This window comes from Lichenihabitans psoromatis, from assembly GCF_004323635.1.
In the GTDB taxonomy this organism is placed as follows: Bacteria; Pseudomonadota; Alphaproteobacteria; order Rhizobiales; family Beijerinckiaceae; genus Lichenihabitans; species Lichenihabitans psoromatis.
Map to the genome: position 1 here is coordinate 3,979,667 of NZ_CP036515.1, position 21,307 is coordinate 4,000,973.

The 21,307-nt window shown below is 62.4% G+C and carries 23 protein-coding genes; 8 read left to right on the forward strand and 15 right to left on the reverse strand.

Annotation, left to right across the window (positions count from 1 at the left end; genetic code table 11):
- Positions 1-36: 36 nt before the first annotated feature.
- From EY713_RS18570 to EY713_RS18585, 4 genes are all read right to left on the reverse strand, one after another.
- Positions 37-1,263: an urea ABC transporter substrate-binding protein gene (locus tag EY713_RS18570; protein ID WP_131117874.1), complete on the reverse strand. Its 1,227-nt coding sequence runs from the start codon at positions 1,261-1,263 to the stop codon at positions 37-39.
- Positions 1,169-1,915 carry an ANTAR domain-containing response regulator gene (locus EY713_RS18575; RefSeq protein WP_131117877.1) on the reverse strand — a complete coding sequence of 249 codons (747 nt, stop codon included), beginning with the start codon at positions 1,913-1,915 and terminating at the stop codon, positions 1,169-1,171. The genes EY713_RS18570 and EY713_RS18575 overlap by 95 nt, the downstream gene beginning before the upstream one ends.
- The gene (locus EY713_RS18580) at positions 1,912-3,114 is read right to left on the reverse strand and encodes a transporter substrate-binding domain-containing protein (protein ID WP_165491187.1); all 1,203 of its coding nucleotides are present in this window, start codon (positions 3,112-3,114) and stop codon (positions 1,912-1,914) included. Before EY713_RS18580 ends, EY713_RS18575 begins: the two co-directional genes overlap by 4 nt.
- A 436-nt stretch (positions 3,115-3,550) precedes the next feature.
- Positions 3,551-3,892 carry a CsbD family protein gene (locus tag EY713_RS18585; protein ID WP_165491188.1) on the reverse strand — a complete coding sequence of 114 codons (342 nt, stop codon included), beginning with the start codon at positions 3,890-3,892 and terminating at the stop codon, positions 3,551-3,553.
- Between the two features lie 537 nt (positions 3,893-4,429).
- On the opposite strand from EY713_RS18585, the gene EY713_RS18590 reads away from it, so the two are divergent.
- Positions 4,430-6,625 carry a putative bifunctional diguanylate cyclase/phosphodiesterase gene (locus EY713_RS18590; protein WP_131117882.1) on the forward strand — a complete coding sequence of 732 codons (2,196 nt, stop codon included), beginning with the start codon at positions 4,430-4,432 and terminating at the stop codon, positions 6,623-6,625.
- A 22-nt stretch (positions 6,626-6,647) separates the two neighbouring features.
- On the opposite strand, the gene EY713_RS18595 is transcribed toward EY713_RS18590, so the two are convergent.
- Together EY713_RS18595 and EY713_RS22875 are read right to left on the reverse strand one after the other, a co-directional pair.
- Positions 6,648-6,863 carry a hypothetical protein gene (locus EY713_RS18595; RefSeq protein WP_131117885.1) on the reverse strand — a complete coding sequence of 72 codons (216 nt, stop codon included), beginning with the start codon at positions 6,861-6,863 and terminating at the stop codon, positions 6,648-6,650.
- A 64-nt stretch (positions 6,864-6,927) separates the two neighbouring features.
- Positions 6,928-7,086, reverse strand: coding sequence for a hypothetical protein (locus EY713_RS22875; RefSeq protein WP_165491189.1), 159 nt, complete (start codon positions 7,084-7,086; stop codon positions 6,928-6,930).
- 254 nt (positions 7,087-7,340) lie between these two features.
- Here EY713_RS22875 and EY713_RS18600 point away from each other — a divergent pair, with 254 nt between their 5' ends.
- The 6 genes from EY713_RS18600 to EY713_RS18625 all read left to right on the forward strand — a co-directional run bounded on the left by EY713_RS18600 (position 7,341) and on the right by EY713_RS18625 (position 11,715).
- Entirely contained in the window at positions 7,341-7,583 is a 243-nt protein-coding gene (locus EY713_RS18600; RefSeq protein WP_131117888.1) for a hypothetical protein, read from the forward strand.
- 394 nt (positions 7,584-7,977) lie between these two features.
- A complete protein-coding gene (gene hemP, locus EY713_RS18605; protein ID WP_245572783.1) occupies positions 7,978-8,172 on the forward strand; it encodes a hemin uptake protein HemP in 195 nt (64 codons plus the stop codon).
- 5 nt (positions 8,173-8,177) lie between these two features.
- The gene (locus EY713_RS18610; RefSeq protein ID WP_131117891.1) at positions 8,178-9,053 is read left to right on the forward strand and encodes a heme/hemin ABC transporter substrate-binding protein; all 876 of its coding nucleotides are present in this window, start codon (positions 8,178-8,180) and stop codon (positions 9,051-9,053) included.
- Positions 9,053-10,099: a FecCD family ABC transporter permease gene (locus EY713_RS18615; RefSeq protein ID WP_131117893.1), complete on the forward strand. Its 1,047-nt coding sequence runs from the start codon at positions 9,053-9,055 to the stop codon at positions 10,097-10,099. Before EY713_RS18610 ends, EY713_RS18615 begins: the two co-directional genes overlap by 1 nt.
- Entirely contained in the window at positions 10,096-10,899 is an 804-nt protein-coding gene (locus EY713_RS18620) for a heme ABC transporter ATP-binding protein (protein WP_131117896.1), read from the forward strand. The genes EY713_RS18615 and EY713_RS18620 overlap by 4 nt, the downstream gene beginning before the upstream one ends.
- A 108-nt stretch (positions 10,900-11,007) precedes the next feature.
- The gene (locus EY713_RS18625) at positions 11,008-11,715 is read left to right on the forward strand and encodes a hypothetical protein (RefSeq protein ID WP_245572784.1); all 708 of its coding nucleotides are present in this window, start codon (positions 11,008-11,010) and stop codon (positions 11,713-11,715) included.
- A 51-nt stretch (positions 11,716-11,766) separates the two neighbouring features.
- Here the strand turns inward: EY713_RS18625 and hmuQ are convergent, their stop codons facing one another.
- The 9 genes from hmuQ to EY713_RS18670 form a co-directional block, all read right to left on the reverse strand.
- On the reverse strand, positions 11,767-12,090 hold the full coding sequence (gene hmuQ / locus EY713_RS18630; protein WP_131117902.1) for a heme-degrading protein HmuQ: 324 nt from the start codon (positions 12,088-12,090) through the stop codon (positions 11,767-11,769).
- Positions 12,091-12,137: 47 nt separating this feature from the next.
- Entirely contained in the window at positions 12,138-14,312 is a 2,175-nt protein-coding gene (locus tag EY713_RS18635) for a TonB-dependent hemoglobin/transferrin/lactoferrin family receptor (RefSeq protein WP_131117905.1), read from the reverse strand.
- Positions 14,313-14,496: 184 nt separating this feature from the next.
- The gene (locus EY713_RS18640) at positions 14,497-14,772 is read right to left on the reverse strand and encodes a hypothetical protein (RefSeq protein ID WP_131117908.1); all 276 of its coding nucleotides are present in this window, start codon (positions 14,770-14,772) and stop codon (positions 14,497-14,499) included.
- 123 nt (positions 14,773-14,895) lie between these two features.
- On the reverse strand, positions 14,896-15,207 hold the full coding sequence (locus tag EY713_RS18645) for a hypothetical protein (protein WP_131117910.1): 312 nt from the start codon (positions 15,205-15,207) through the stop codon (positions 14,896-14,898).
- Positions 15,208-15,489: 282 nt separating this feature from the next.
- Positions 15,490-16,287: a GGDEF domain-containing protein gene (locus tag EY713_RS18650; RefSeq protein WP_131117913.1), complete on the reverse strand. Its 798-nt coding sequence runs from the start codon at positions 16,285-16,287 to the stop codon at positions 15,490-15,492.
- Complete coding sequence (locus EY713_RS18655) at positions 16,260-17,207, reverse strand: cache domain-containing protein (RefSeq protein WP_131117916.1); 948 nt, start codon at positions 17,205-17,207, stop codon at positions 16,260-16,262. Before EY713_RS18655 ends, EY713_RS18650 begins: the two co-directional genes overlap by 28 nt.
- 92 nt (positions 17,208-17,299) lie before the next feature.
- Positions 17,300-17,887 (reverse strand): SAM-dependent methyltransferase, encoded by a 588-nt coding sequence (locus EY713_RS18660; protein ID WP_131117920.1) that lies wholly within the window; start codon positions 17,885-17,887, stop codon positions 17,300-17,302.
- Entirely contained in the window at positions 17,884-18,624 is a 741-nt protein-coding gene (locus EY713_RS18665; RefSeq protein ID WP_245572785.1) for a PIG-L deacetylase family protein, read from the reverse strand. The genes EY713_RS18660 and EY713_RS18665 overlap by 4 nt, the downstream gene beginning before the upstream one ends.
- Positions 18,624-19,805, reverse strand: coding sequence for an acyl-CoA dehydrogenase family protein (locus tag EY713_RS18670; protein WP_245572786.1), 1,182 nt, complete (start codon positions 19,803-19,805; stop codon positions 18,624-18,626). Before EY713_RS18670 ends, EY713_RS18665 begins: the two co-directional genes overlap by 1 nt.
- A gap of 172 nt (positions 19,806-19,977) precedes the next feature.
- Here EY713_RS18670 and EY713_RS18675 point away from each other — a divergent pair, with 172 nt between their 5' ends.
- Positions 19,978-21,234: a glycosyltransferase family 2 protein gene (locus EY713_RS18675; RefSeq protein WP_165491190.1), complete on the forward strand. Its 1,257-nt coding sequence runs from the start codon at positions 19,978-19,980 to the stop codon at positions 21,232-21,234.
- The last annotated feature ends 73 nt before the right edge of the window (positions 21,235-21,307 follow it).

Sequence of the window (21,307 nt, forward strand, 5' to 3'; positions counted from 1 at the left end):
CGCGGTAAGGCGAGCCGCGTCGTCGGTTAACCCGTCTCAGCCCTTCGGCGGCGGGTTGCTCGGCGTATATTGCGCGTTGGGGTTCTTCTTGGTGAGGTCGCAACCCGCTTCGCCGAGCCAATAGGGCTTGATGTCCTTCCAGACCTTCGGGAAGCTGATCGAGTGGTCATCGTTGACCTTGGCGAGATAGATGGTGTGGCTCATGTGCTGGCTCTTGGGATCGAGGCAGACGTGGCCCTCTGGCGCGTCGACGCAGACATCACCTTGGGCGATGATCTTGCGGAGATCGTCGCGCTTGGTCGAGCCTTTCGCGCGCTCGACCATTTCCTTGTACATATAGACTGCGAGATAGGAGTTCTCGGCTTCTTGATTGATGTAGGGCTCGTTCGGGAACATCTTGTGCCACTTGGCCACAAATTCCTTGCTCTTCGGGTCGTCGACCTCCTCGATCCAATTGGTCGTCACATACATGTTGGCGAGGCTCGGCGGCTTGAAGCGCTTGTGCTCATAGGCTTGGCCGACGTTGACGGAGCTCCCCATCGGAATGTGCAGATTGGCGGCCGCAGCCTGCTCGTAATAGGAGGACTGCGCCGTGCCGACCAACAGCGTGATGAGGATATCGGGCTTCGCCTTCTGGATGTTCTGGATCGTCGAGGCGAATTGCGAAACGCCGAGCGGGATGAACTCCTCGCCGACCATCTTGCCGCCCTGAGCCTTGACGATGTTGCGGACCCATTCGGCCGAGATCTGACCGAAGTTGTAGTCGGCCGCGATCGTATAGACGTTCTTGCCGAACTTCTCCATCATCCAGGGGATGAGCGTGGAGAATTGTTGTTCGGGCACCGCACCCGTCACGATCATATGAGCGTCGCAGACCCCGCCTTCATATTGATTGTTGTAGAAAGCGAAGCCGCCGAGTTGGTCGACGATCGGCCGATAAGCCTCTCGCGACGCGCTCGAAAAGCCGGCGAAGACCACGTCGACCTTGTCCTTCTGCAGGACGCGCCGCATGAATTCCTGGAAGCGGGTGTTATCGGACTGCGTGTCGTAGATCACGAGTTCGATCTGTCGACCATCGATGCCGCCCGCTTTGTTGATTTCATCCGTGGCGAGCTGGATGCCATGAACCTTGCCGATCGTGGCCAGCGCGAAATCGCCCGACTGGTCCTCAAGCACGCCGAGCTTGATCGGATCCGCAGCTTTCGCGGTCAGCGGCATCAGGAGCGCCGTCAAGGCCGCCCCCATCATCAGAAAACGACGCATCTCCGTACTCCTCTGGCTCGGTCGGTGGGTGAAAGGCGGCCTTGGCCTTAGGCCAGGCGGCCGGGAAACTGCTGTCCCTCTCGAAAAGGGCTTCGCAGAATTCTTCGAGGCCGGTGCGCCGCCGCATAGACTCGCGGCGGAGTTCGGCGAAGGCTTCATCGTCGGTCAGGCCCCGCGCCTGCACCAGCGCCACGACCGCCTTGATGATGAAGCGGCGTCCCCGGCGTTTGCGGGCATGATCCGCGAGCTGGAGTTCCGCTGCTCGGAGCCGCCGATAGGTGTTCACGCCGAGAAACAGGACCGAATAGACCGATGTGGCCTGCACCGGTTTACGGAGGATCGCCGTCGCGCCGGCCTCGGCCAGCAAGCGCAGGCGGCTCGGCGCTTCCACGCCGACGAGGCCAATCACCGGGGCGGCCGGAAGTGACGAGCCCGCCTCGATCAGCGCCGTGGGCGTGATCGGCTGGTCGGCATCGAAGAATACGATGTCGCGATCGGGGTCGAGGCTCAACGGCACGACCTCTTCGAAGCGGACCAGCGACACGCCGAGGCGGTGCAAGCTGCGCTCGAGGATTTCCGCGTTGAAATCGCTCCCGGCCCACAAAATGCCTCGGCTATTGCGGAAATTCTGGATGAGGCGCTGTGGGGTCATGATGCCACCCGCAAGACAGGTCGGACCGACACCGCGCCATAGCGCGAGGAGCTTCTGATCAGATAGGGATCAGCCCGCACAGGCGCGCTCGCCTCGCGGAGGATGTCGAACCGGCCTTTGGCGTTGGAGCGTGCGATCCGGGGTGTCAGGCACGCATGCATCGTATCGGCATCGATGCTCACGTCACCCTGGGGTGCCGCAATGGATTGTCGACCGATGACGCGTTTGATCGCCGCCGCGTCGGTTGCGCCCGCATCCGCCAGAGCGAGAGCCAGGAGGCGCACCGCGATATAAGTCGCTTCGGCATCGGCCGAGACCGCAGGCCCATCCGGGAAGCGATCCGCATAAGCCGCAACAAAGCGCCTGTTGGCCTTCGTCGGGAGGGTCGAAAAATACACGCTCGAGGTGATGTGCCCGTCGATAGCGTTTGGCCCGATGGCTTCGAGTTCCGGCTCCGACAGGGTGCAACTCACCACCGGGATGTCGTTTGGCTGATCGATGCCCCGCTCAACGCAGGCGGCCCGCAGATCGCGGAGGAATTGGTAGGACGACACGCCGATCAGCGTGTTGAACACGAAGGAGGGACGGGCCACCAGGATCGCCTCGATGACCTGCCCGAAGTCCGTGCATCCGACTGGAAAATAGCGCTCGGCCAGAAGCGTACCGCCGCGCGGACCGATCGCCTCGCGCAGAATGCGATTATTTTCCCAGGCCCAGATGTAGTTCGACCCGACCCCGAAGGCGCGCGGCCCAAGATGGGTCAGCGAGTAGTCGACCAAGGGAAGCAGATGCTGATTGGCCACCGCTCCTGTGTAGATCACGTTGGCGGAGGTCTCGAAGCCTTCGTAATGCGAGGGATACCAGAGAAGCGTATCGGCCTTTTCGAAGAGCGGAATGATCTCCTTTCGGCTCGACGATGTGTAGCAGCCCACGACATGCTGGATGCCCGCCGCGAGCATATCGGTGGTCAGCGCGGCGTAACGTGAAAGCTCACCGCCGGGATTACCGATCGTCGGCTCGAAGCGAATATTCCCGGCTGCTGAATTCACCTCGTCGATCGCCAGGAGCGCACCACACAGCATGCTTCGCGACACGACACTGTAGGGGCCGTCGGACGAAATCAGAATGCCGAGTGGAACGCGGATGATGGACACGGCCAGCGTAGCCTCCACCGATCGGGTCAGACCGATCGGCCTCATGCGGCGCCATTGCCTTGAAACCGGGCTGTCGACCGCTCACGCTCAAGGGGCAGCACTGCCCGCGTGAAGTCGGTTTGTCACTCAGACAATTAAGCAAAGTCTGTGCCATGCCTTGGCTTGGTGACCGATCAGCGCGTCGCAAAAGGTCCGACGGTGAGGTGGGTCGTCCTGCCGGGAAGCCGGACAGACGGGTTGACCAACGACGCTCTCGTCCATGTTCGAGGGTCGCCTGCTCACTTTTTGACCCCAGAGACCGCATCGACGCTTAAACCATCGACAGCAAACGCTACCCGAAGACACGTCGCAATGTTGCGCGCAACAGAGGCAGGAGCTCTCTCCGCGCCACCACAGTAACGTGATGGGTCACGCGAGTCAGTCGCAGCGCAGGATGCCGGTCGTTCTCAGCCGTGACGATCCGGCCACCCGCGATGATAGTTCAGCGACGCTGCGAAACGACGAGGCCGAGCAGGAAGCCGATCGCACCGGCCAGGACAATCCCGGTCACAGGGTGCTGATTAATCGTCGTTTCGACAGTCTCGGCGCCCTGCTGGACGTAGACGCTTCCACGCTCATAGGCCTCCTCGGCATAGTTGGACACGCTATCGGCCGCATCCTTCAATCCATCTTTGGCTTGCCCATAGAGATTCTGGCTCTTGCCCCCGACTTCTCGAGCCAAGCCTTCGGCCCGGAGCCGCCCGCTTCCGGTTGCCATCCCGACGGTTTGCTGGATTTTGCCGCCGATCTCCTGGGCAGTCCCGTCGATACGATCAGAATTCATAGAATGCATCCTTTGAGCGAGGTTTGCCGTGCCGATACCGCGACGCGGCCAGTTGGACCAACAGAGTGTGAAAGAAGGCATTGGCTTCCGTCACGAGCCGCGTCTTGGCCGGTTGCTTCCCTCATCGTTCCTTTTGACTGATCGACAGCGCCGTCGCTCCGCTTTTTGTTCCTCATCCATCGCCTTCACGGGCCTGTTCGACGCAACACATCGGGATAGGGGATGAACTCCATGGATCGGTCGAGTAGCGGCCCCTGCGCGAAGGGCGGAAGCAACGCCGCCCCCTAACGCTCCGACTGGGAGGTCAGCAAGCTTGTCCGAAAATGCTGGATCCCCATCAAGTTATCCTGAAACAATCCGGCTTTTTAATAAAAATATTGTCGGCCTGTGGATTGATCTCAGGCTTGCTGGCGCGACGCCACTGGTTACAGCGCGAAAGCCAGGACGCTGCCGGAGCGACGCTCGGGCTTATCCAAAAACGTTTTAACGGATCAGCAATCACTCGGCTTTAGTGGTCGGCCGCACTCGGAGAACCTTATGCGCGCTGCTCCAATTCCGATCGATGAGGACGCTCGGCTCGCTCGTCTGGCGGATTATCAACTCGGCGATCAATCCGACGACCCGACTTTCGATCATCTGGTCCAGCTGACGTCGCGGCTGTTTAGCGTCCCAGTGGCGTTCGTGTCGTTCATGGAACGAGACCGACAAGTCTTCTACTGCAAAATCGGCTTGGATCTAGCCGAGACCGACCGCGAGCTGTCGTTCTGCACCCATACGATCTCGCGGGACGCCCTCTTCTTCGTGCTGGACGCATCTCTCGATCCGCGCTTCTACGACAATCCGCAGGTGACGGGCTGGCCCTTCGTTCGCTTCTACGCGGGTGTCCCGTTGCGTTCGCCGTCGGGCCACGCCTTCGGAACGATCTGCATTATCGATCACAGGCCCAGGAACCAGTTTTCCGAGCGCGATGCACAAAACCTGACGGATCTCGGCAAGATCGCAACCGATCTTTTCGAAAAGCGGCGGCTCGACCTTGCCCGTGAAACCAGCCAGTCTCGTTTTCAGGGCATCGCCGCAAGCTCTCCCGATGGGATCATCTGCTGCGACCAAGAGGGACACATCACGGTTTGGAACGAAGCGGCGACGCAGCTCTTCGGCTATGCCTCGAGCGAAGCGATCGGGCAAAGCGTCGACATCATCGTGTCACGGCGCGCCGCGGGCGCTCATAACACGGGGATGATGCGTGTCGTCGATGGGGGCGCGCCGCGGCTGATCGGCAAGACCATCGAGCTTCCAGCCCGACATAAGGACGGAACCGAATTTCCGATCGAACTCTCGTTGTCGATGTGGTCCGAGGATGGGCGCAGGGCCTTTGGATCGATCGTTCGTGATATCCGGGAGCGCCGCGCCAACGAAGAGCAACTCTTCAGCCTCGCGCATCACGACCCACTGACGGCCTTGCCGAACCGGATGGTTCTCTCGAACCGGATCTTGGAAGCCACGCAAGGAGGGCAAGCCGCTTCCATCTTGGTGATCGATCTCGACGGCTTCAAAGAGGTGAACGACGCGCTCGGTCATTCTGCAGGCGACCAGTTGTTACAGATAACGGCGAAACGCCTCCTCGATTGCGTGCGGCCGACCGATACGGTGGCGCGCATCGGTGGCGATGAATTTGCCGTCGTGCTCGTCGCGACGCCGGATCTGGCATCGGCGTCGGAAACCGCCTCCGTCATCCTGAAAGCGATTGCGGACCCCTTTACGATTTGTGATGAAAACATCAATCTTGGGGCCAGTATTGGGATTGCACGCAGCACGACCGACAATGAAACGGCGGAGGAGTTGCTGTCCCGTGCCGATTTGGCACTGTACCGAGCCAAAGCCGATGGGCGGAATTGCTTTCGTCAATTCACCCCGGATCTGAAACAGACGGCACTCAATAAGCGCGAAAGCCGGGAGGATCTTCACCGCGCCACCGAGAATGGCGAATTCGTGATTTTTTATCAGCCTCAGGTGCACTTGCCCGACGGCAGTCTGATCGGCGCTGAGGCCTTGCTTCGGTGGCAGCATCCAAAACACGGGCTGCTCTCCCCCGCCACCTTCATCAGCAACCTCGAAAACAGCCGTTATGCTGCCGAGGTCGGCACATGGGTGATGTCGCAGGCCTGCCTGCAAGCCGCCGAATGGCGCAGATACGCGCCGGATTTTCGCATCGGCGTCAACCTGTTCGGCGTCCAAAGCCGCAGCAGCGCCCTCGCCAAACAGGTGCTCGACGCCTTGTCGGCAGCTCATCTTCCCACGTCGGCGTTGGAGTTGGAGATCACAGAGAATATCATCTTGGTCCACGACAAAGCGCAGATCGCCATGTTCAGCGCGCTGCGGAAAGCCGGGGTCGGCATCGCTTTTGACGATTACGGAACCGGTTATGCCTCACTGAGTCAGTTAAAGGCTTTCCCGCTCACGCGGTTGAAGATCGACCAGTCATTTGTGCGTGGCATGTGCGATAGCCGAGAGGATGCCGCGATCATCCGGGCCGTTATCGACCTGAGCACCAGCTTCGGGCTTGCGATCATCGCAGAAGGCGTTGAAACCGAAGAACAACGATGCAGATTGCTCGACAAAGGCTGCTCGGAGGCCCAAGGCTACTTGTTCTCACGACCCATTCCGGCTGCCGACTTCACGGCGCTGTATCGCCTATCCGACGACATGACCTTGCCCGACAAGAAGAGCGCCTAACAGACGAAAGCAACGCGATCGATCATTCAAGATCGGGCAGTTCGGCTCCCTCGGCCTGCCATGTCTCCTTGTCGTCCATGATCTTGTAGGAAAATCCGCAGCCCGGGCCGATGTTGGGCTCATGGCTCAACTCTTCGATCTCGCGCTCGGCCGCATCGTCGTCCCCAGTGATATAATAGAGGGCGGTATGATGCTCGGGCATCATGGTTGGGCCGTACATGATCGCGATGATCGGCATGACTTTTTCCTCGTTCTCGACGCTGACGGCGCGACGCTCGAGGTCGCGGCCGTCCTGACCGCGACTATGTCACGATCCGAAGCCGTGGTGCAGCCCGGACGGGTTTGACGACCGGCAGCGCGCGCATTCCAACCACATGGGACAGGCGCAGTTTCGGAGACGCACGATCGAACAATCGATGCTGGACCGCATGCGCCATGCAGGCGTCGAAATGTGCGCTCAAGGAGTCCGTCCGCGGGATCAACCGCAGCGGCATGGCCACCGCGAGAGCAAGAAGGGGTAGCCACATCGTCGGAAAGCTCGGCCGGAGAATGTCGATTGTCGCCCGGTCAATGCCGCGCGACTAACATAGGTTGCGAGCATCCGATGCGCGTATCGCAGCAGGCGTCAAAGCCAAGCGACAGCGCTGCATCGGGTGGCCTGCAGCGCCAGGGTGTGGTTCTCTCGCAACCGACCACGAGAAGAGGATCTACCACGATGACTCAATTGATCCCGCCGAGAGTGGCGGCGCAGCGAGCCCGGGCGACGGGGGCGGTCGCGACCGGCGCAGGCGCGACCGGAGCCTTTGCGATAGGAGCCGCCGCAGTGGGGGCGCTGGCTTTCGGGGCCGTCGCGGTCGGGGCTTTCGTCATTGGGCGTTTGTCGGTCCGCAAAGCGCGTTTCGGCACCTTGGAGATCGATCGTCTGATTATCCGCGATATGACGCTCCCGCGTCGCTGACACGCGAGACCTGTCGCAAAGCCACGAGCGTCGATTGTCAATCGCCCATGAGCGATGAGGCAGGGTCGGTAACATGTCGTCGCCTCGGGCGGCGAATGCCCTCTGGCAAGCTGCCCGAGCGTGATCGCGACGCCTGACAGACCCCGAACGACCACAGATTTCGGCTTGTGAGCCATCCTGGACAAGGCTCTCGCCCACGACTGCCCGCCGATCCTCACCATACGACAATCCGCCGGATCACGAGGCCGTTCGGCCGACGCGAACACGCGTTCGTCAAAGATCATTTGACGCGGCCGCTTGGCTCGACGTACAGAAAACAAGCATCTACTGCATTTGTTTGACTTTAAAATGATTTCAAACTGTAAAGGCAGCTTGTCGCGAGGGTTTTACTTTTGTGAATGAGAGTAATTCCAAACAACCGAGCCGAACATCCTCAACCGATATGGCTGCGGCGAGACGTCCAGAGGCGCCGCCGGTGTTTGCGGTCGAGACGCTTCTGTCGCGCGGCGGCGAAGCCGTGCTTCTCCACGCCAACGAACGCTATCGCCTGAGGATTACGGCCAAAGGCAAACTGATCCTGACCAAGTGAGACTCATGATATCGCGCTCCGTCCACCGTGCCCTGATCCTGCTGTTTGGCCTGTTGCCGATCACCTTCGCAAGCGCTGCCACGCCAGCGGATGTAAACAGGGTCGTGGTGCTCGGCGGCTCGATCACCGAGATCATCTATGCCCTGCATCGCGAGGAGCGGATCGCCGCCCTGGATACGACAAGCCTGTTTCCGCCGTCTGCCCTGAAGGATAAGCCGAATGTCGGTTACGTCCGCAGCATCTCGGCGGAAGGCGTTTTGTCCTTACGGCCCGACCTCATTCTCTCGATCGACGGAGCGGGCCCGCCCGACGCCTTGATGCTGATCCGGCAGACCGGCGTTGCTTTCGTGACAATCCCGGACGACCCCACTCCGGACGGCATTCACCGGAAGATCGACGCGATCGGCAAAGCGCTTGGCGACGAAAGCGGGGCGGCCGCTCTCGATCGCGACGTTGCGGCAGGCTTTGCCTCGCTGGCGGTCCTCCGGACAAGGATTGAGAAACCGCGCCGCGTTCTGTTCGTCTTGTCTCTGCAGAATGGCCGATCGATGGTGGGCGGACGTCACACCTCCGCCGACGGGATGATCCGCCTGGCAGGCAGCGTCAACGCCGCCGACGACATCGACGGGTACAAGCCGATCACCGACGAAGCGATCGTGGCTGCCGCGCCGGATGTGATCCTGACGATGCAAAACGACCGGCATGCCCTCTCGGCCGACACCGTCTTCGCGATGCCGGCTTATGCGGCCACACCCGCTGCAAAAACCCGCAGCCTCGTCAGCCTCGATGGCTTGCTGCTGCTCGGGTTCGGGCCCCGCACGCCCGAGGCCGCGACCACGCTGATCAGAGCGCTTTATCCTGATCTTGCGCCCGCGCCCTGATGTCGCGCACCGCGATCGTCACCCTCGCACTGCTCTGCCTGTTGCTGGCCGGAACAGCGATCGCCTCCGTGGGGCTTGGAGCCGTCACGATATCGCCGTCGCGAATCCTGATGGTGCTGCGAGCCGCTTTGACGCGCGACCCCGCGCTCGACGCGGCCCATGATGCCCTGATCTTGCTCGACATCCGGATCCCGAGGACGCTGCTCGGCTTTCTGGTCGGGGCCGCGCTGGCGATGTCGGGGGCCTTGCTGCAAGGCCTGTTTCGCAATCCGCTCGCCGATCCTGGTCTGATCGGGGTCTCGGCCGGGGCGGCGCTTGCGGCCGCCGCCGCGATCGTGTTGGGAGACCGGTGGATCCCGGGCCTGCTGGACGGCCCATGGGCCGTCGTCGTTCTGCCGCTTGCGGCGTTCGGCGGCGGATTGGCCGCCACATCGATTTTATACGGCCTCGCGACTCGCGACGGTCGCACCTCGGTCGCGCTGTTGTTGCTGGCCGGTGTGGCGCTCGGCGCCCTCACGGGCGCGGCCACGGGACTTCTGGTTTATCTGAGCGACGACAGGCAATTGCGCGACCTCACATTCTGGTCGCTCGGCAGTCTCGGCGGCGCCACCTGGGGCAAGGTCGCAGCCGCGGCCGTGCTGATTCTACCGGTTCTGGTGATTGTTCCGTTCCTGGCCCGCAGCCTCAATGCCTTGGCGCTCGGGGAAGCGGATGCCTATTACCTCGGCGTGCCGGTGCAGCGAACAAAACGCATCATGATCGGCCTGGTGGCGCTCGCGGTCGGCAGCAGCGTGGCTTTGGCCGGTCCCATCGCGTTTATCGGGATCGTGGTGCCGCATCTCCTAAGGCTCACGGCCGGCGCCGATCATCGCATCGTGCTCCCGGCCAGCGCCTTGCTGGGTGGATCGTTGCTGGTGGGGGCCGATATTTTGGCCCGCACCCTCGCGGCTCCGGCCGAAGTCCCGATTGGTATCCTCACGGCAGCCATCGGCGCACCGTTCTTCCTCTGGCTTCTCCTCACCCGGGCCCAGGATATCGGCGCATGATACCGCTGCTCGAAGCCGAAGCTCTCACGTTCGCGGTTCGCGACGCGGTATTGATCCGCAATGCCGCGCTGACGCTGGACGCTGGTCGCGTCACCATCGTGGTCGGCCCCAACGGCGCGGGAAAATCGACGTTGCTGAAGCTCCTGGCCGGCGGCCTTCAGGCGCAATCCGGATCGGTCCGGCTGCATGGGCGAGCGCTGCGTGATTTTCCCGCGTGGCAGCTCTCGTGCCGTCGCGCGGTGCTGCCGCAGAACGCGCAGGTGTTCGTGCCGTTCAAGGCTCATCAAGTCGCCGCTCTCGGCAGCGATGGCGTTGGCCGGGCGCTCGGCAAGATCGAGCGAGCCGGCATCGTCGAGAGCGCTCTCGTGCGGGCGGGTGTCGATCACTTGCGCGATCGCATGTTTCAGACTCTATCGGGTGGCGAGCAGCAGCGGGTCCATTTTGCCCGTGTCCTGTGTCAACTGGCGGCAGGTCGCTCGCTCGCGCCCAGTCAGCTCCTGTTTCTGGACGAGCCCATCGCCAGCCTGGACCTGCGGCACCAGATCGGATTGCTGGACGAGCTACGCGTCCTGGCCAGGGAGGGCACCGCGGTGCTGGCCATCATCCACGATCTCAATCTTGCGGCAGCTTACGCCGATCACCTCGTCGTGCTCGATGGCGGTCATTTGGTGGCCCAGGGCCCCCCGGCCGAGGTGATGACCGATGCTCTTCTGCGAGACGTGTTCCGCGTCGATCTGCGGGTGGGTGCCGTGCCGGGCGCCGGCGTTCCCTTTGTGCTCCCGACCCGTCGCGGTCCGTAAGGCTCTTGGCGATGGCGGCGTGTTAAGCGTCGGATGACCACGAGTGTCCGGCCCTCGTTTCGTCACGCGGGTTTCGCAATGCTTGCGCACATCTCAGACATGGGACCAATGAGACAGCATCTGAAAACCGGCGCGACCGCCCTGATGATCTCCACGATTTGCGCTGCCGCGGGCGCGCCATCGGCATCAGCACGGGCCGAATGGCTTGGCTCGCCCCTCGGCCGCATGGAAGTGCTGGCCCTCTTGCAGACGCTGAGCGTGTCGTTGTTGAGCCACGACAGTGCGACGCTGGTTCTAGAAAAGTGGTGCGCCGATCACGGCCTTGCGTCGCGCGGAAGCCAAATCGCTGCGGAGCGTGTCAAGGGTGCAGACAAACAGGCCACCGAGCAGGATCGCGCGCTTCTCCGGATCTCCACGGACGAGCCACTCCGCTATCGGCGGGTCAAATTGCGGTGTGGCGACCATGTCGTCTCCGAAGCCGACAATTGGTACGTGCCGGCACGGCTGACGCCCGCCATGAACATGGCGCTCGACACCACCGACGGGTCGTTCGGCCGGATCGTTCAGCCTCTCCGGTTTTACCGGCGCACGCTCGCCTCACGCCTGCTCTGGTCGCCTGTTGCGGAGGGGTGGGACAACGGCCACGCGACCATCTTGGGCGGGTCGCCCGGCATCCTCTCCATCCCCGACCATCTCATCGAAAACCGTGCGCTTCTTTCGCTGCCCGACGCCACACCGTTCAGCCTCGTGGTCGAGACTTATACCAGCGAGATCCTGCAATTCACGCCGCCTGCCGTGCCAATGACCGACCCCTGATCGAAAAGGCTCGACGAGGCGATCGTCGGAGCCTGCTATGGTCGTGACAGATCAGGCCACCGCCTCCGCTTCCATCGACACCGCGTCAAAACCTTCGAAGACGGGATGGCCGGTCGTCAACGGGCGGCCCTTGCCGGCATTTTTGTGGGCGTCCCGGAACTGCTCGGACTGGGTCCAAGCTTGGAAAGCTTCGCGGTTCGCCCAGACCGTATGCGACGCATAGAGTGTGTAGTCCTCTTGCTGCGGACCGCGGAGCAGATCGAACGACACATAGCCGTTCATCTCATGCAGGCGGCTCTCACGCGAGCGCCAGACCTGCTCGAAGGCATTCTCCTCACCCACGATCACTTTGAATCTATTCATGGCGATATACATGCGATGGTCTCCATTGGTTGTGTGGCTTTGCATGAAATCGAGGCGCCTCACTTGGAGGCGAATTTCACGGTCAGGGAGGCTTTCACGACCGTGCCGGCGCTCGGCTCACTGTCGAGATATTGGCGATATTGTCGGTCGAAGAGGTTTTTGACCGTGAAGTCGCCAGCGACCCGGTCGTTGACCTTATAATTGGCGAAGAGGTCGACCAGCGCATAGCCGCCGCTCGGCGTGTTGGTCACGGTACCGGTCGCCAACGATATGACGACGCTCTTGTCCACCAGCGTCAGCCGTGTCCCGACGGTGAGACGGTCGTCGAGGAAGCGGAGCCCGAGCGTCGAGGTGAGCCGATCCGGGATCGACGTGACCAATGCGCCCTTGGTGGTCTCGTTCTTGGCGTCGATATGCTGACCCGAGAGCGTGAAGAACCCCTGCCCCCAATCATAGCCACCCTCGACCTCGACGCCCGTCAGATTGGCCTTGGCGATATTCAGATATTGATAGGAGGTGATCGGGAAACAGAGCGAGGGTCGGCTGGCGCAGAGCGACACCGGAGCGCCGGGAATGAACGGCACCAGATAAGGCGCGCCCACGGTCTCCATATCGATGTAGTTGCTGACGTCGTTGGAGAAGACCGTCAGCTTGCCTCTGATCTTGTCGCCATCTCGGAAAACGTCGTCGTATTTGACGTTCACGCCACCCTCGACGTTATGCGCGACCTCGGGCCTCAGTGTGGGATTGGGCAGAATGTTGAACGCCGGAAACGGATGCGCGCCGGAGATCAGAGTTTCGGTGATCGAGGGCGCGCGGTAGCCGTCGGCATAGGTCGAGTAGAGCTCGATGCCGCGGATCGGCGTCACCCCGACGGTGATCTTCGGCGAGACCCGGCTGCCTTCCGAGTGATAGGCGCCCCCGTTCAACTCGTAATCGTCATAGCGGGCGGCACCGAGCACACGAAGCCATCCGCCGTAGCGCGCCTCATCTTGGATGAAGGCCCCCGAGATACGCCGCGTTCCCGAAGGCGTCAGCGCGCCGACGTAACCGCCCGCCTGATCGTCGGTTCTGACATGGTCCCAAGCGCTGTCGCCACCGACCGTCAGCGCATGATGCACCGGGCCAGTGTCGAAACGGGCCGTATTATTGAGGTCGAAGCCGACCGTCCGGACCCGATCCGACAACGGATCGCCGGGCTGAACCCCGAGCGCCTGGTAGGTGGCGTCCGGCGCGACCGCCGTCTCTTTATTGCGTGTCGCCGACGAATAGGCCTTGGCGCTGAAATCGAGCCATTGGATCTCGGGCCGGCTGAATGTGTAGCCGATTGTGTAATTCTCGGCCGTGACGTCGTCGCGAAACCGGGACCCGGCAGCACTCGTGCCGTTATTGGCGAACGTATAATTCTGCTGCATGGCCGACAGGCTGATCTGCTGCCCCTCGGCGGGGCGAATATTGGCCTTCATCAAGCCACCAAGCAGCCTGCTCCCCGTATCTTGAACCTTGTCGCCCGCGCCATCGTCATAGGGATCGAGCCCGCGATAGACGAATTGTCCGTAGAAGTCGGCTACATCACCGAAGCGCGTCGCGACGGCCGATGAATTGAGAAATTCCGCGCCGTTTGAGCCGACACCCACCTTCTGCAAGGCGCCATAGGTTTCGTTGGGCGCGAGGACGTCCTCGACACCCTTGGTGCGGAACGCCACGACACCGCCGATGGCCCCCGATCCGTAGATGTTCGACACCGGGCCGCGCGTCACATCCACCTGCCCGATGAACTCGGGGTCCAGATAATAGGTGCCGTTGGCGTTGTGGCCGGAGATTTGATAGTCCTGGCGCGCTCCGTCGACGAGAACATTGACCCGGCCGAAATCTTGAAGCCCGCGAATGTTGACCGACTGACCCGGATCGTTTTGGCTGCTCTGGGTCGTGACGCCCGGAATCGTCTGTAGAATTTCGGAGACCTTCGAGGGCTGCAGCCTGTTGATCTGGGGGCGGTTCACGACGGTCGAGCCCGACAAGGCATCGATGGCCGGTTCCGGTGTTTTGGTCGACGTTACGGTGATCGTATCGAGCGCGACGGCGGCGCTCAGATCGGCCGGCGTGTCGTTCGTTGCAGAAGCGGTCGCGTCGGATGCGCGTCGAACTTGTTGCCCATAAGCTTGCGTTGCGCCCTGGGCGGCGACAAGGAAAGTGGCGGTCGCGATCGCGACCGCGCGTGTGCGGGACCCCATTGGTCAGCCTGTTCCATCATGTCATGCTGGCTGGCTTGCGGGGGGAGCATCCGCTGGCTGGCTTGCGCCTCAATTCCGTCATACCGACGGCCCAATCCGTTAATCACGGATGGAAATCGAAGTAAATCGCCGCGTAACAAACAGTATTTCGTCTAATTATAAAGTAACGAGACGCCAAGAGCGCTCAGGGCCGCCGCGCTTCGAGCCACCGTTGAGCCTCCGGCATCATGCCAAGGCTGCCCAAGAGCGCGCGTTCGCTGATTTGCAACAGAAACAATCGATCGCCTTCTGTCAGCAGGCGTCGAAAGCCTGACATCATCATGTCGACAGGTTGGTAGGTGTCGACGAACCAGACGTCGAGGAAGGCGCGGCAAGCCTGAAGGCGATCGAGCGCGCCCCAGAGTGGCGCGTAGTCGTGAGTCGCGTCGGTCGTTGCAATATGGACCATGTAGGTCGCCATCGTCGTCCCTTGGGTGGAGCGCCACGGTCGACCGCGGCTTTGTCACGGAGCTACGGTCAGCATCGCCGAATGGGCTCACCAGACGACGCGTATCTCGCGCCGCGAATCCGCCGCGAAACGACGTCAGCCGGTCGCGAGCGTCGACCCCCCTAAATTTCCGAAGATCGACCATGCCGGCGAGCGAGGGGTCACCGGCTTTTTACAAGACAAGGCGCTCCACCACGCGCCATCCGGCAGTTCGATCACTTGAACCTCGGCGTCGAGGCCGAAACAATCATGCAGAGCCGCCAACAAGGCGGCTCGGCTTTGATCGATCTTCACCACCCAGCTTCCGTCACCGACATTGCGTCCGTCGATGACACGCATGGCCTCGGCAAGCGATGCCTGGTTGCTCGATCCACCACTCCTCGAGAAACCGACCAGGTAACACGCCATTCTCGATCCATCCCCATCATTCAATTGCACGGGACTTTAGGAGCGATTGGTTGACGAAAGCTACCGCAACGTCGCCCTATTTGACGATAGAGGGCGCTCCGGCCGGTGTCGGAAGTGTCGGAAATAGGACATGGTCAAAGGCCCACCAGAGAAGAATCAGCAAGCAGAGCATCACCAAAATCCAAATGATCTTTCGGTCCATGCTGTTGGTCCCCTTCGGTTGCGCCGCCGCCATCGTGCTTACGTCGAACGCGTGCGGGCGGCTAGACGCATCAGGCCGCCTCAGGCGACGTTCTGAATGGGCGACGCAGTGTCACGCGAATCCATGCTGACGCAATCGCGTCCCTGGCTCTTGGCGTCGTAGAGCGCCCGGTCGGCTCGCTCGATCAAGGCCTGGATGTCGGTGTCGTTGGTGGAGATCACCGCGCCACCGATATTGATCGTGACTCGAATCTCTTGTCCCGCGTGGTGGATGACGGCTGCACGGACCGCCAGGCGCATGCGCTCGGCCAGGTGTCGGGCTTGGTCCTCATCCGCGTCCCGCAGGAGAATGACGAATTCCTCCCCACCAAATCGCGCGACCTTGTCGCTCGATTGCACCCCTGCCTCGCGCAGGAAACCAACCTGCCGAATCACCTCGTCGCCCGCCGGGTGACCATAACTATCGTTTACCCGTTTGAAGACATCGATGTCGGCGACCAGGATCGAGAGGCTGCGCTGGTGACCGTCATGGTGAAGCATTGCATCATCTGCGTGCATTAGGAATGAGCGTCGGTTCAGGAGGCCCGTTAGCGGATCGGTATCGGCAACCCGCTGAAGCGTGGCAATTTCGGCGTGAAAACGCCGCTCGATCAGCGTCGACTGGGTCTCAACCCGGTGGCGTTCCTGCTCGGCGACGCCGATACGGCGGAGGAGTGAGCGCAACGATGCTGACAGTTCGACAAACTCCTGCGAGCCACCGAAACGCGGCAGCATCGTCATGGACGGATCGCGACCGAGTTGGCGTGCAGCCTGCGTCATGGCGCGGACAGCCGCCGCCGCGTTGCGGGCGATCATCCAGGCCAACGCGATGCTGAGCAAGGCCAACCCGGTGCCGACAACACAATCGTCCGGGCGGTATCGTCGATCGCTTTATACGCGACACTGACGGGTCGGCGCGACACGACGATCCATCCGAGGCCAGGATAGGTCTTGTCGCTGGACGTGACCGCAAAGCCGGTCAGGATCGTGTCGCCGGCGCTTCGATCCTCGAAGACACCGGACCGCTCGATCGCAAAAAAGGTGAGCCGCTGGGCATCGAACGGTGCAGCGCCGAGGGTCGGGCCGAGTAGGATTTGTCCGTCCGATGCGAGCACCCAAACTTCGGTCTCTCGGCCGGCACCGTCGGAGGACAGCAGCCGTTGTCGCAGGTCACCAGCCCACGACCAACTCAGATGGGCGCCCAAGACCCCCGCAAGCATTCCAGCCTCATCACGGACGGGGACGGAGACGTCGACGAAGCGAAACGGCCCGACATCGGGACCCCTTCGGAGGACCGTCGCGAGCAGTTTTGCGTCGTGCACGTCGCCGACGGACGGCGCTTTCAAACCATTGACGAACCAAGGTCGTTCGGCAACGGAGGCTCCTTCCAGAAGCTTTTTCGTGGACGAGAGCACCGTTCCATCCGGCGCAGCGAAGCCGATCCACGTATAAGCCGGCAGTGATGCCTGCAGGGTGTCGAGGACTTCGCGCACCTGACCGGGGTCGGTGCGCCAAGCGGTACGAAGCGGACGCAACCCGCCAATTACCTGGATTTCGCGAAAACGGTCCCGCATCGTGCTGTCCAGCGCCGATGCCATATTGCTAGCAAGTTCGGACATATTCTGTCGGACCATCCTGACAGCTTCGCGGCGACCGATCATGATGGCGCCGACGATCATAACGCCCGCCAAGGCGACGCACAGAAGGCCGACCAAGATCGCGACCTGCTGCTCGAACCGAAGGCGGGATTGATTGAACAAGAGTCTCTCGCTTGGCCTAAACGTCTTTAAACTATCTTCATCCCGGACACCGACGGATTGAAGCTCGTGAGAACGGTAAACGAAGGGCTTAATCAGGACCCGGCCACCAGCCGATCGAGCCGATATCCCGGTTCCCGCGACGTATGATGCGAGATCACCCAACTTGAGGCTGCTGTCACGAAGGTTTCGGCGGCGGCCTCGCCCGTCAAAGGATAATCGGTCTCGCCGAGCCAGTGACAGAGCACGATTTCGCCGCCCGGCGCCAATGCGCGACGGCACGCTGCCGCGGTCCGACGCACGTCGTCGGCGACGAGATAATACAGGACTTCCGACATCACGATGAGATCGAACGGCCCCTCGGGGACATCGGCCGGCACCAGCCCAAGCCGGATGTCGACATGCTCGAGATCGGCACAATCGGACCGCGCGGTGTCGAGCGCGACCTGCGAGGCATCGATCGCGACAAGACGCGAGCAGCGGGCCGCAAGTCGCCGCGTGAAGACCCCGATCGAACACCCAATCTCGAGCGCGTCGGCGTAATGTGCCCGCTCAAGGATAGCGAGCGTCGCAGCATATTTGCGGCGCTCGTAATCACTGCTTCTGAACCCCCACGGATCGGGCTCACTCGTATAGAGCCGATCGAAATAGTCGGGTTTGATCGTCTCGGTGCGGCGGCTCACGGCTGCGTCCTGATGAAATATTCGTAGCGGCCCGTGAATGGACGGAGAGTTGTGTCGGTGAATCGAAAGCCAGCCGGATCGTCGATCAGGTCGGTCATTTGAGACACATGAGCCGCGATGGCCCGACGCTTCACTGCCTGGAAGGCCGAGACATTAAGCCGAAGCCCTTCGAGGGCCGCAACCTCCACCGGGCGGTCACGCGCCAGGTGCCACCCCCAGATCGGATAAGACCATAGCGCAAGACCGGGCACGCGAGCCGCGACCGCCCGCGCCATGCTGGCTGCGGCTTGATGATCGCAATGCGGATCCTGGTCCCAGGTCACGAACATTTGCCGGATGCCACCGTTGGCCACCTGCGTCGCAATGGTTGCGACCGCGGTCTCGAAATCGGGCCCCGACGTCGGCGCCCGCGTATCCGGAAGTCCGAGATGGCCAACGCGTTCGGGAGCGAGGCCGAGCGCGCGCGCGGCCTGCTCGGTTTCCTCGCGACGGACCGCCGCAAGACGCTTGGCCGGATAGCGAATCGAGTTTGGATGCGAGCCCGCGCCATCGGTCAACACAAGCACATCGACCGGAACGCCGACGTGGCAGGCCGCCGCGATCAATCCGCCACAGCCGAGACTCTCGTCGTCTGGATGGGGTGAGAGCACCAGCATCGGGCCTTGCTGCAACAAGGCCTCGACCTCGACGAGCGGGAAGGCATTGATGGCATCGAGCGCGTCACCGGCCAGCATCATCAAAGATCCCAAAGCCGGCGCGTCGATCGGGGCGAGGCCAGCACCATCTTGGCCGCATCCAGCATCGCGCCATCAGGCACCGGCTGGCGTAGATACGTCGACAGATCGCGCGACACGCGCTCCACCGCATGCGGGCGAATGAAGGCGCCAAGTCCGATGCCGCGATGCACCGCCTCGAGTACGTCAAGACAGGCGCGCTCGGTCACGACGCGGGTCAGATTGACAAAGCCCACGGTTGCCTCGGCATCGACGGCGTCGACGACGGATGAGTGTGAGGCCAACCGGGCGGCCGCATGCTCGACCCAGAAAGCGGCGCTCCCGAGAGCGGCGGCGCAATGCGCGACGCGTTGCTGTTGCAGCGCGTCGCCGTCTCGCGATCTCGAAACGAGATGCTCGCGATAGAGGTCGAGAAGGCGTTCGGCTGCGCCGAGGTGGACGGCGCAGAAGCGCCACGCTCCACCCGAGAAGGAGGGCTGGCGAATGTAGTCGCCCGCGCCTCCGATCTGCGCCGCAAAGGGAATCGTCAGTCCGGTGAAATCGACGGTGCCGGTCGCGGTCGAGCGCACGCCTTGCGCGGTCCATCCGGACAGGTCGGCTCGCTCGCCCGAAGCCAAAACCGGAATCACCATGATGACGCCATCCGGGCCGGTCGGCGTGACGATCGGGTGAGTGATGGACCCGGCTCCGGACGCCAAGATCTTGCTGCCCGTAAGATGCCAGCCGGTAGCCGTCCGTTGCGCTCGCAACGGCTGCTTCCCTTCGGCATTCCAAACGGCCGACATCGCGCCCTGCGCAACAGCGTCGGCAAACGCCGCCACCTGCCCGCTCGTCCCGAAGCGCGTCACCAAGGCAACGGCGTTCACATGTCCTTCGTAGAGGCGCGCGACCGACAAATCGCCGGCCCCGATCAGGCGCAAGACGGCGGTCAGATCTCGCGACCGTTCGGCCGACAACAGATCCTCGCCACCCCAGCGCGCCGGAAAGGGAGCCAATAAAAGCGTAGAGGCCCGGAGTGCCGCGTGGACACGATCCGTGATGCGGGTTTCCCGGTCCGCCTGCTCGCCCTCCGCGAACAACAGATCGGAGAGCTGTGTTGCACGCAGCACGGCGTCCAGCGGCCCTGCCCGGCGTCCGCCATCGTCGAGCGGGATGCGTTCGAGACAATCAGCGTGTGATGACAAACGAAGGTCCTTGGCCATGCGGCCTCACCAATCTCTCGACAGCGAAAGCAGTGGAGGCTTTGGAAAGCGATCATGGAACGGACGATCTGCGACAATGTTCCGGCCAAGGTGGACCCGTCCGGCTGGAGCGGCGTTCTGGCTTCACCGCCGCACACTTCGAAGAGCCACCCTCATGATATCTCGTTTGACCGTGGAGCCGACAACGCTGGAGTTGAACCTGATCGCGGCTCGTCAGCCCGCATCGAGAGCGATTGTGGCTATCCCGGCCTGTAATGAGATCGAGCGGATCGGTTTGTGTCTGGCGGCCCTCGCGGTCCAACGCGATCGAACAGGCGCCCCGTTGGGTGCTGGCACGTTCGAGGTGTTGGTTTATGCCAACAATTGTACGGACGGCACCGCGGCTTCGGTTCATGCGTTGGCGCCCCTGCTCCCGTTCGGGCTCCACGTCGTTGAGGCGATGCTGGATCGCGAGAAGAGCCATGCCGGGTGGGCGCGGAAATATGCCATGGATGCGGCCGCCGCGCGTTTGACGTCGCCGGGACGAACCGACGGGATCATCCTGACGACGGATGCCGACACGATCGTGGCCGCCGTTTGGGTCGCTAACACGCTGACGGCCTTGTCCGACGGCGCCGATGCCGTGGCGGGTTATGTCGATGCGCACCCCGCCGAACTGATGCGGCTTGGCGCGGCGTTTATCCAACGGGGCCGATGGGAGGACACCTATCTCGCGGCCATGGCCGAGATGATCGCCTTGTGCGATCCCCACCTGCATGACCCGTGGCCCAATCACCGTGTCGCCTCAGGCGCTAGTCTCGCGGTCACGCTTGAGGCCTACCGGGCGATCGGAGGACTGCCGCCCATGCCGGTCGGGGAGGATGCGGCTTTGGTGAAAGCGCTCGGCCGTGCCGGGTTCAAGGTCCGCCATACCCTCGCGGTATCGGTCACGACATCGGCGCGGCTCGATGGGCGCGCCGTTGGGGGCGCCGCCGACACGATGCGGTTTCGCCACGAGAATCCCGACGCGGTCTGCGATGCCGATCTCGAACCAGCTCACTTGGCGTGGCGACGCGCGTTCTGGAAAGGTTATTTGCGGCGATGGCACCACGGCGAGGCGCATCGGCCGACCGCGCGTTGGGCCTTTAAGCTCCGGCTCGATAGTGCCGTTGCGGATGCGATCGCGCGCGAGAACCTTCTGTTCGATGATCTCTGGGCAGCCGTGGAAGCCAAGAGCCCGCGTCTTCGTCGTCGCCCCGCCTTGCGTCCGTCTGAGCTTCCGGCCGAAATTGAGCGGGCCGAGGCGATCATCAAGCGTCTGCGCCGTCGCGCGATCAGGGACCGCGTCGTCGCGCCAGACGACACGATCCTCGCGGCAGATCATGCCGGTCGCTCACGCGAAGCACTGCTGGTTGTCGGCCAGTCGCAGTGACGCGATCGTCAAGGACGATGATCCAACACGCAGGCGGCACCAAAGCGTGACGCAAGGATCCCCTTTGAATCGA

Excerpts from the sequence above, each read along its gene's own strand:
- EY713_RS18640 (WP_131117908.1), bottom strand. The coding sequence starts at position 14,772 with ATGGCGACCTACATGGTCCATATTGCAACGACCGACGCGACTCACGAC.
- EY713_RS18625 (WP_245572784.1), top strand. The coding sequence starts at position 11,008 with ATGAGACAGCATCTGAAAACCGGCGCGACCGCCCTGATGATCTCCACG.
- EY713_RS18575 (WP_131117877.1), bottom strand. The coding sequence starts at position 1,915 with ATGACCCCACAGCGCCTCATCCAGAATTTCCGCAATAGCCGAGGCATT.
- EY713_RS18570 (WP_131117874.1), bottom strand. The coding sequence starts at position 1,263 with ATGCGTCGTTTTCTGATGATGGGGGCGGCCTTGACGGCGCTCCTGATG.
- EY713_RS18595 (WP_131117885.1), bottom strand. The coding sequence starts at position 6,863 with ATGCCGATCATCGCGATCATGTACGGCCCAACCATGATGCCCGAGCAT.
- EY713_RS18590 (WP_131117882.1), top strand. The coding sequence starts at position 4,430 with ATGCGCGCTGCTCCAATTCCGATCGATGAGGACGCTCGGCTCGCTCGT.
- EY713_RS18610 (WP_131117891.1), top strand. The coding sequence starts at position 8,178 with ATGATATCGCGCTCCGTCCACCGTGCCCTGATCCTGCTGTTTGGCCTG.
- EY713_RS18635 (WP_131117905.1), bottom strand. The coding sequence starts at position 14,312 with ATGGGGTCCCGCACACGCGCGGTCGCGATCGCGACCGCCACTTTCCTT.
- EY713_RS18645 (WP_131117910.1), bottom strand. The coding sequence starts at position 15,207 with ATGGCGTGTTACCTGGTCGGTTTCTCGAGGAGTGGTGGATCGAGCAAC.
- EY713_RS18620 (WP_131117896.1), top strand. The coding sequence starts at position 10,096 with ATGATACCGCTGCTCGAAGCCGAAGCTCTCACGTTCGCGGTTCGCGAC.
- EY713_RS18580 (WP_165491187.1), bottom strand. The coding sequence starts at position 3,114 with ATGAGGCCGATCGGTCTGACCCGATCGGTGGAGGCTACGCTGGCCGTG.
- EY713_RS18665 (WP_245572785.1), bottom strand. The coding sequence starts at position 18,624 with ATGATGCTGGCCGGTGACGCGCTCGATGCCATCAATGCCTTCCCGCTC.
- EY713_RS18585 (WP_165491188.1), bottom strand. The coding sequence starts at position 3,892 with ATGAATTCTGATCGTATCGACGGGACTGCCCAGGAGATCGGCGGCAAA.
- EY713_RS18600 (WP_131117888.1), top strand. The coding sequence starts at position 7,341 with ATGACTCAATTGATCCCGCCGAGAGTGGCGGCGCAGCGAGCCCGGGCG.
- EY713_RS18675 (WP_165491190.1), top strand. The coding sequence starts at position 19,978 with ATGATATCTCGTTTGACCGTGGAGCCGACAACGCTGGAGTTGAACCTG.
- hmuQ (WP_131117902.1), bottom strand. The coding sequence starts at position 12,090 with ATGTATATCGCCATGAATAGATTCAAAGTGATCGTGGGTGAGGAGAAT.
- EY713_RS18615 (WP_131117893.1), top strand. The coding sequence starts at position 9,053 with ATGTCGCGCACCGCGATCGTCACCCTCGCACTGCTCTGCCTGTTGCTG.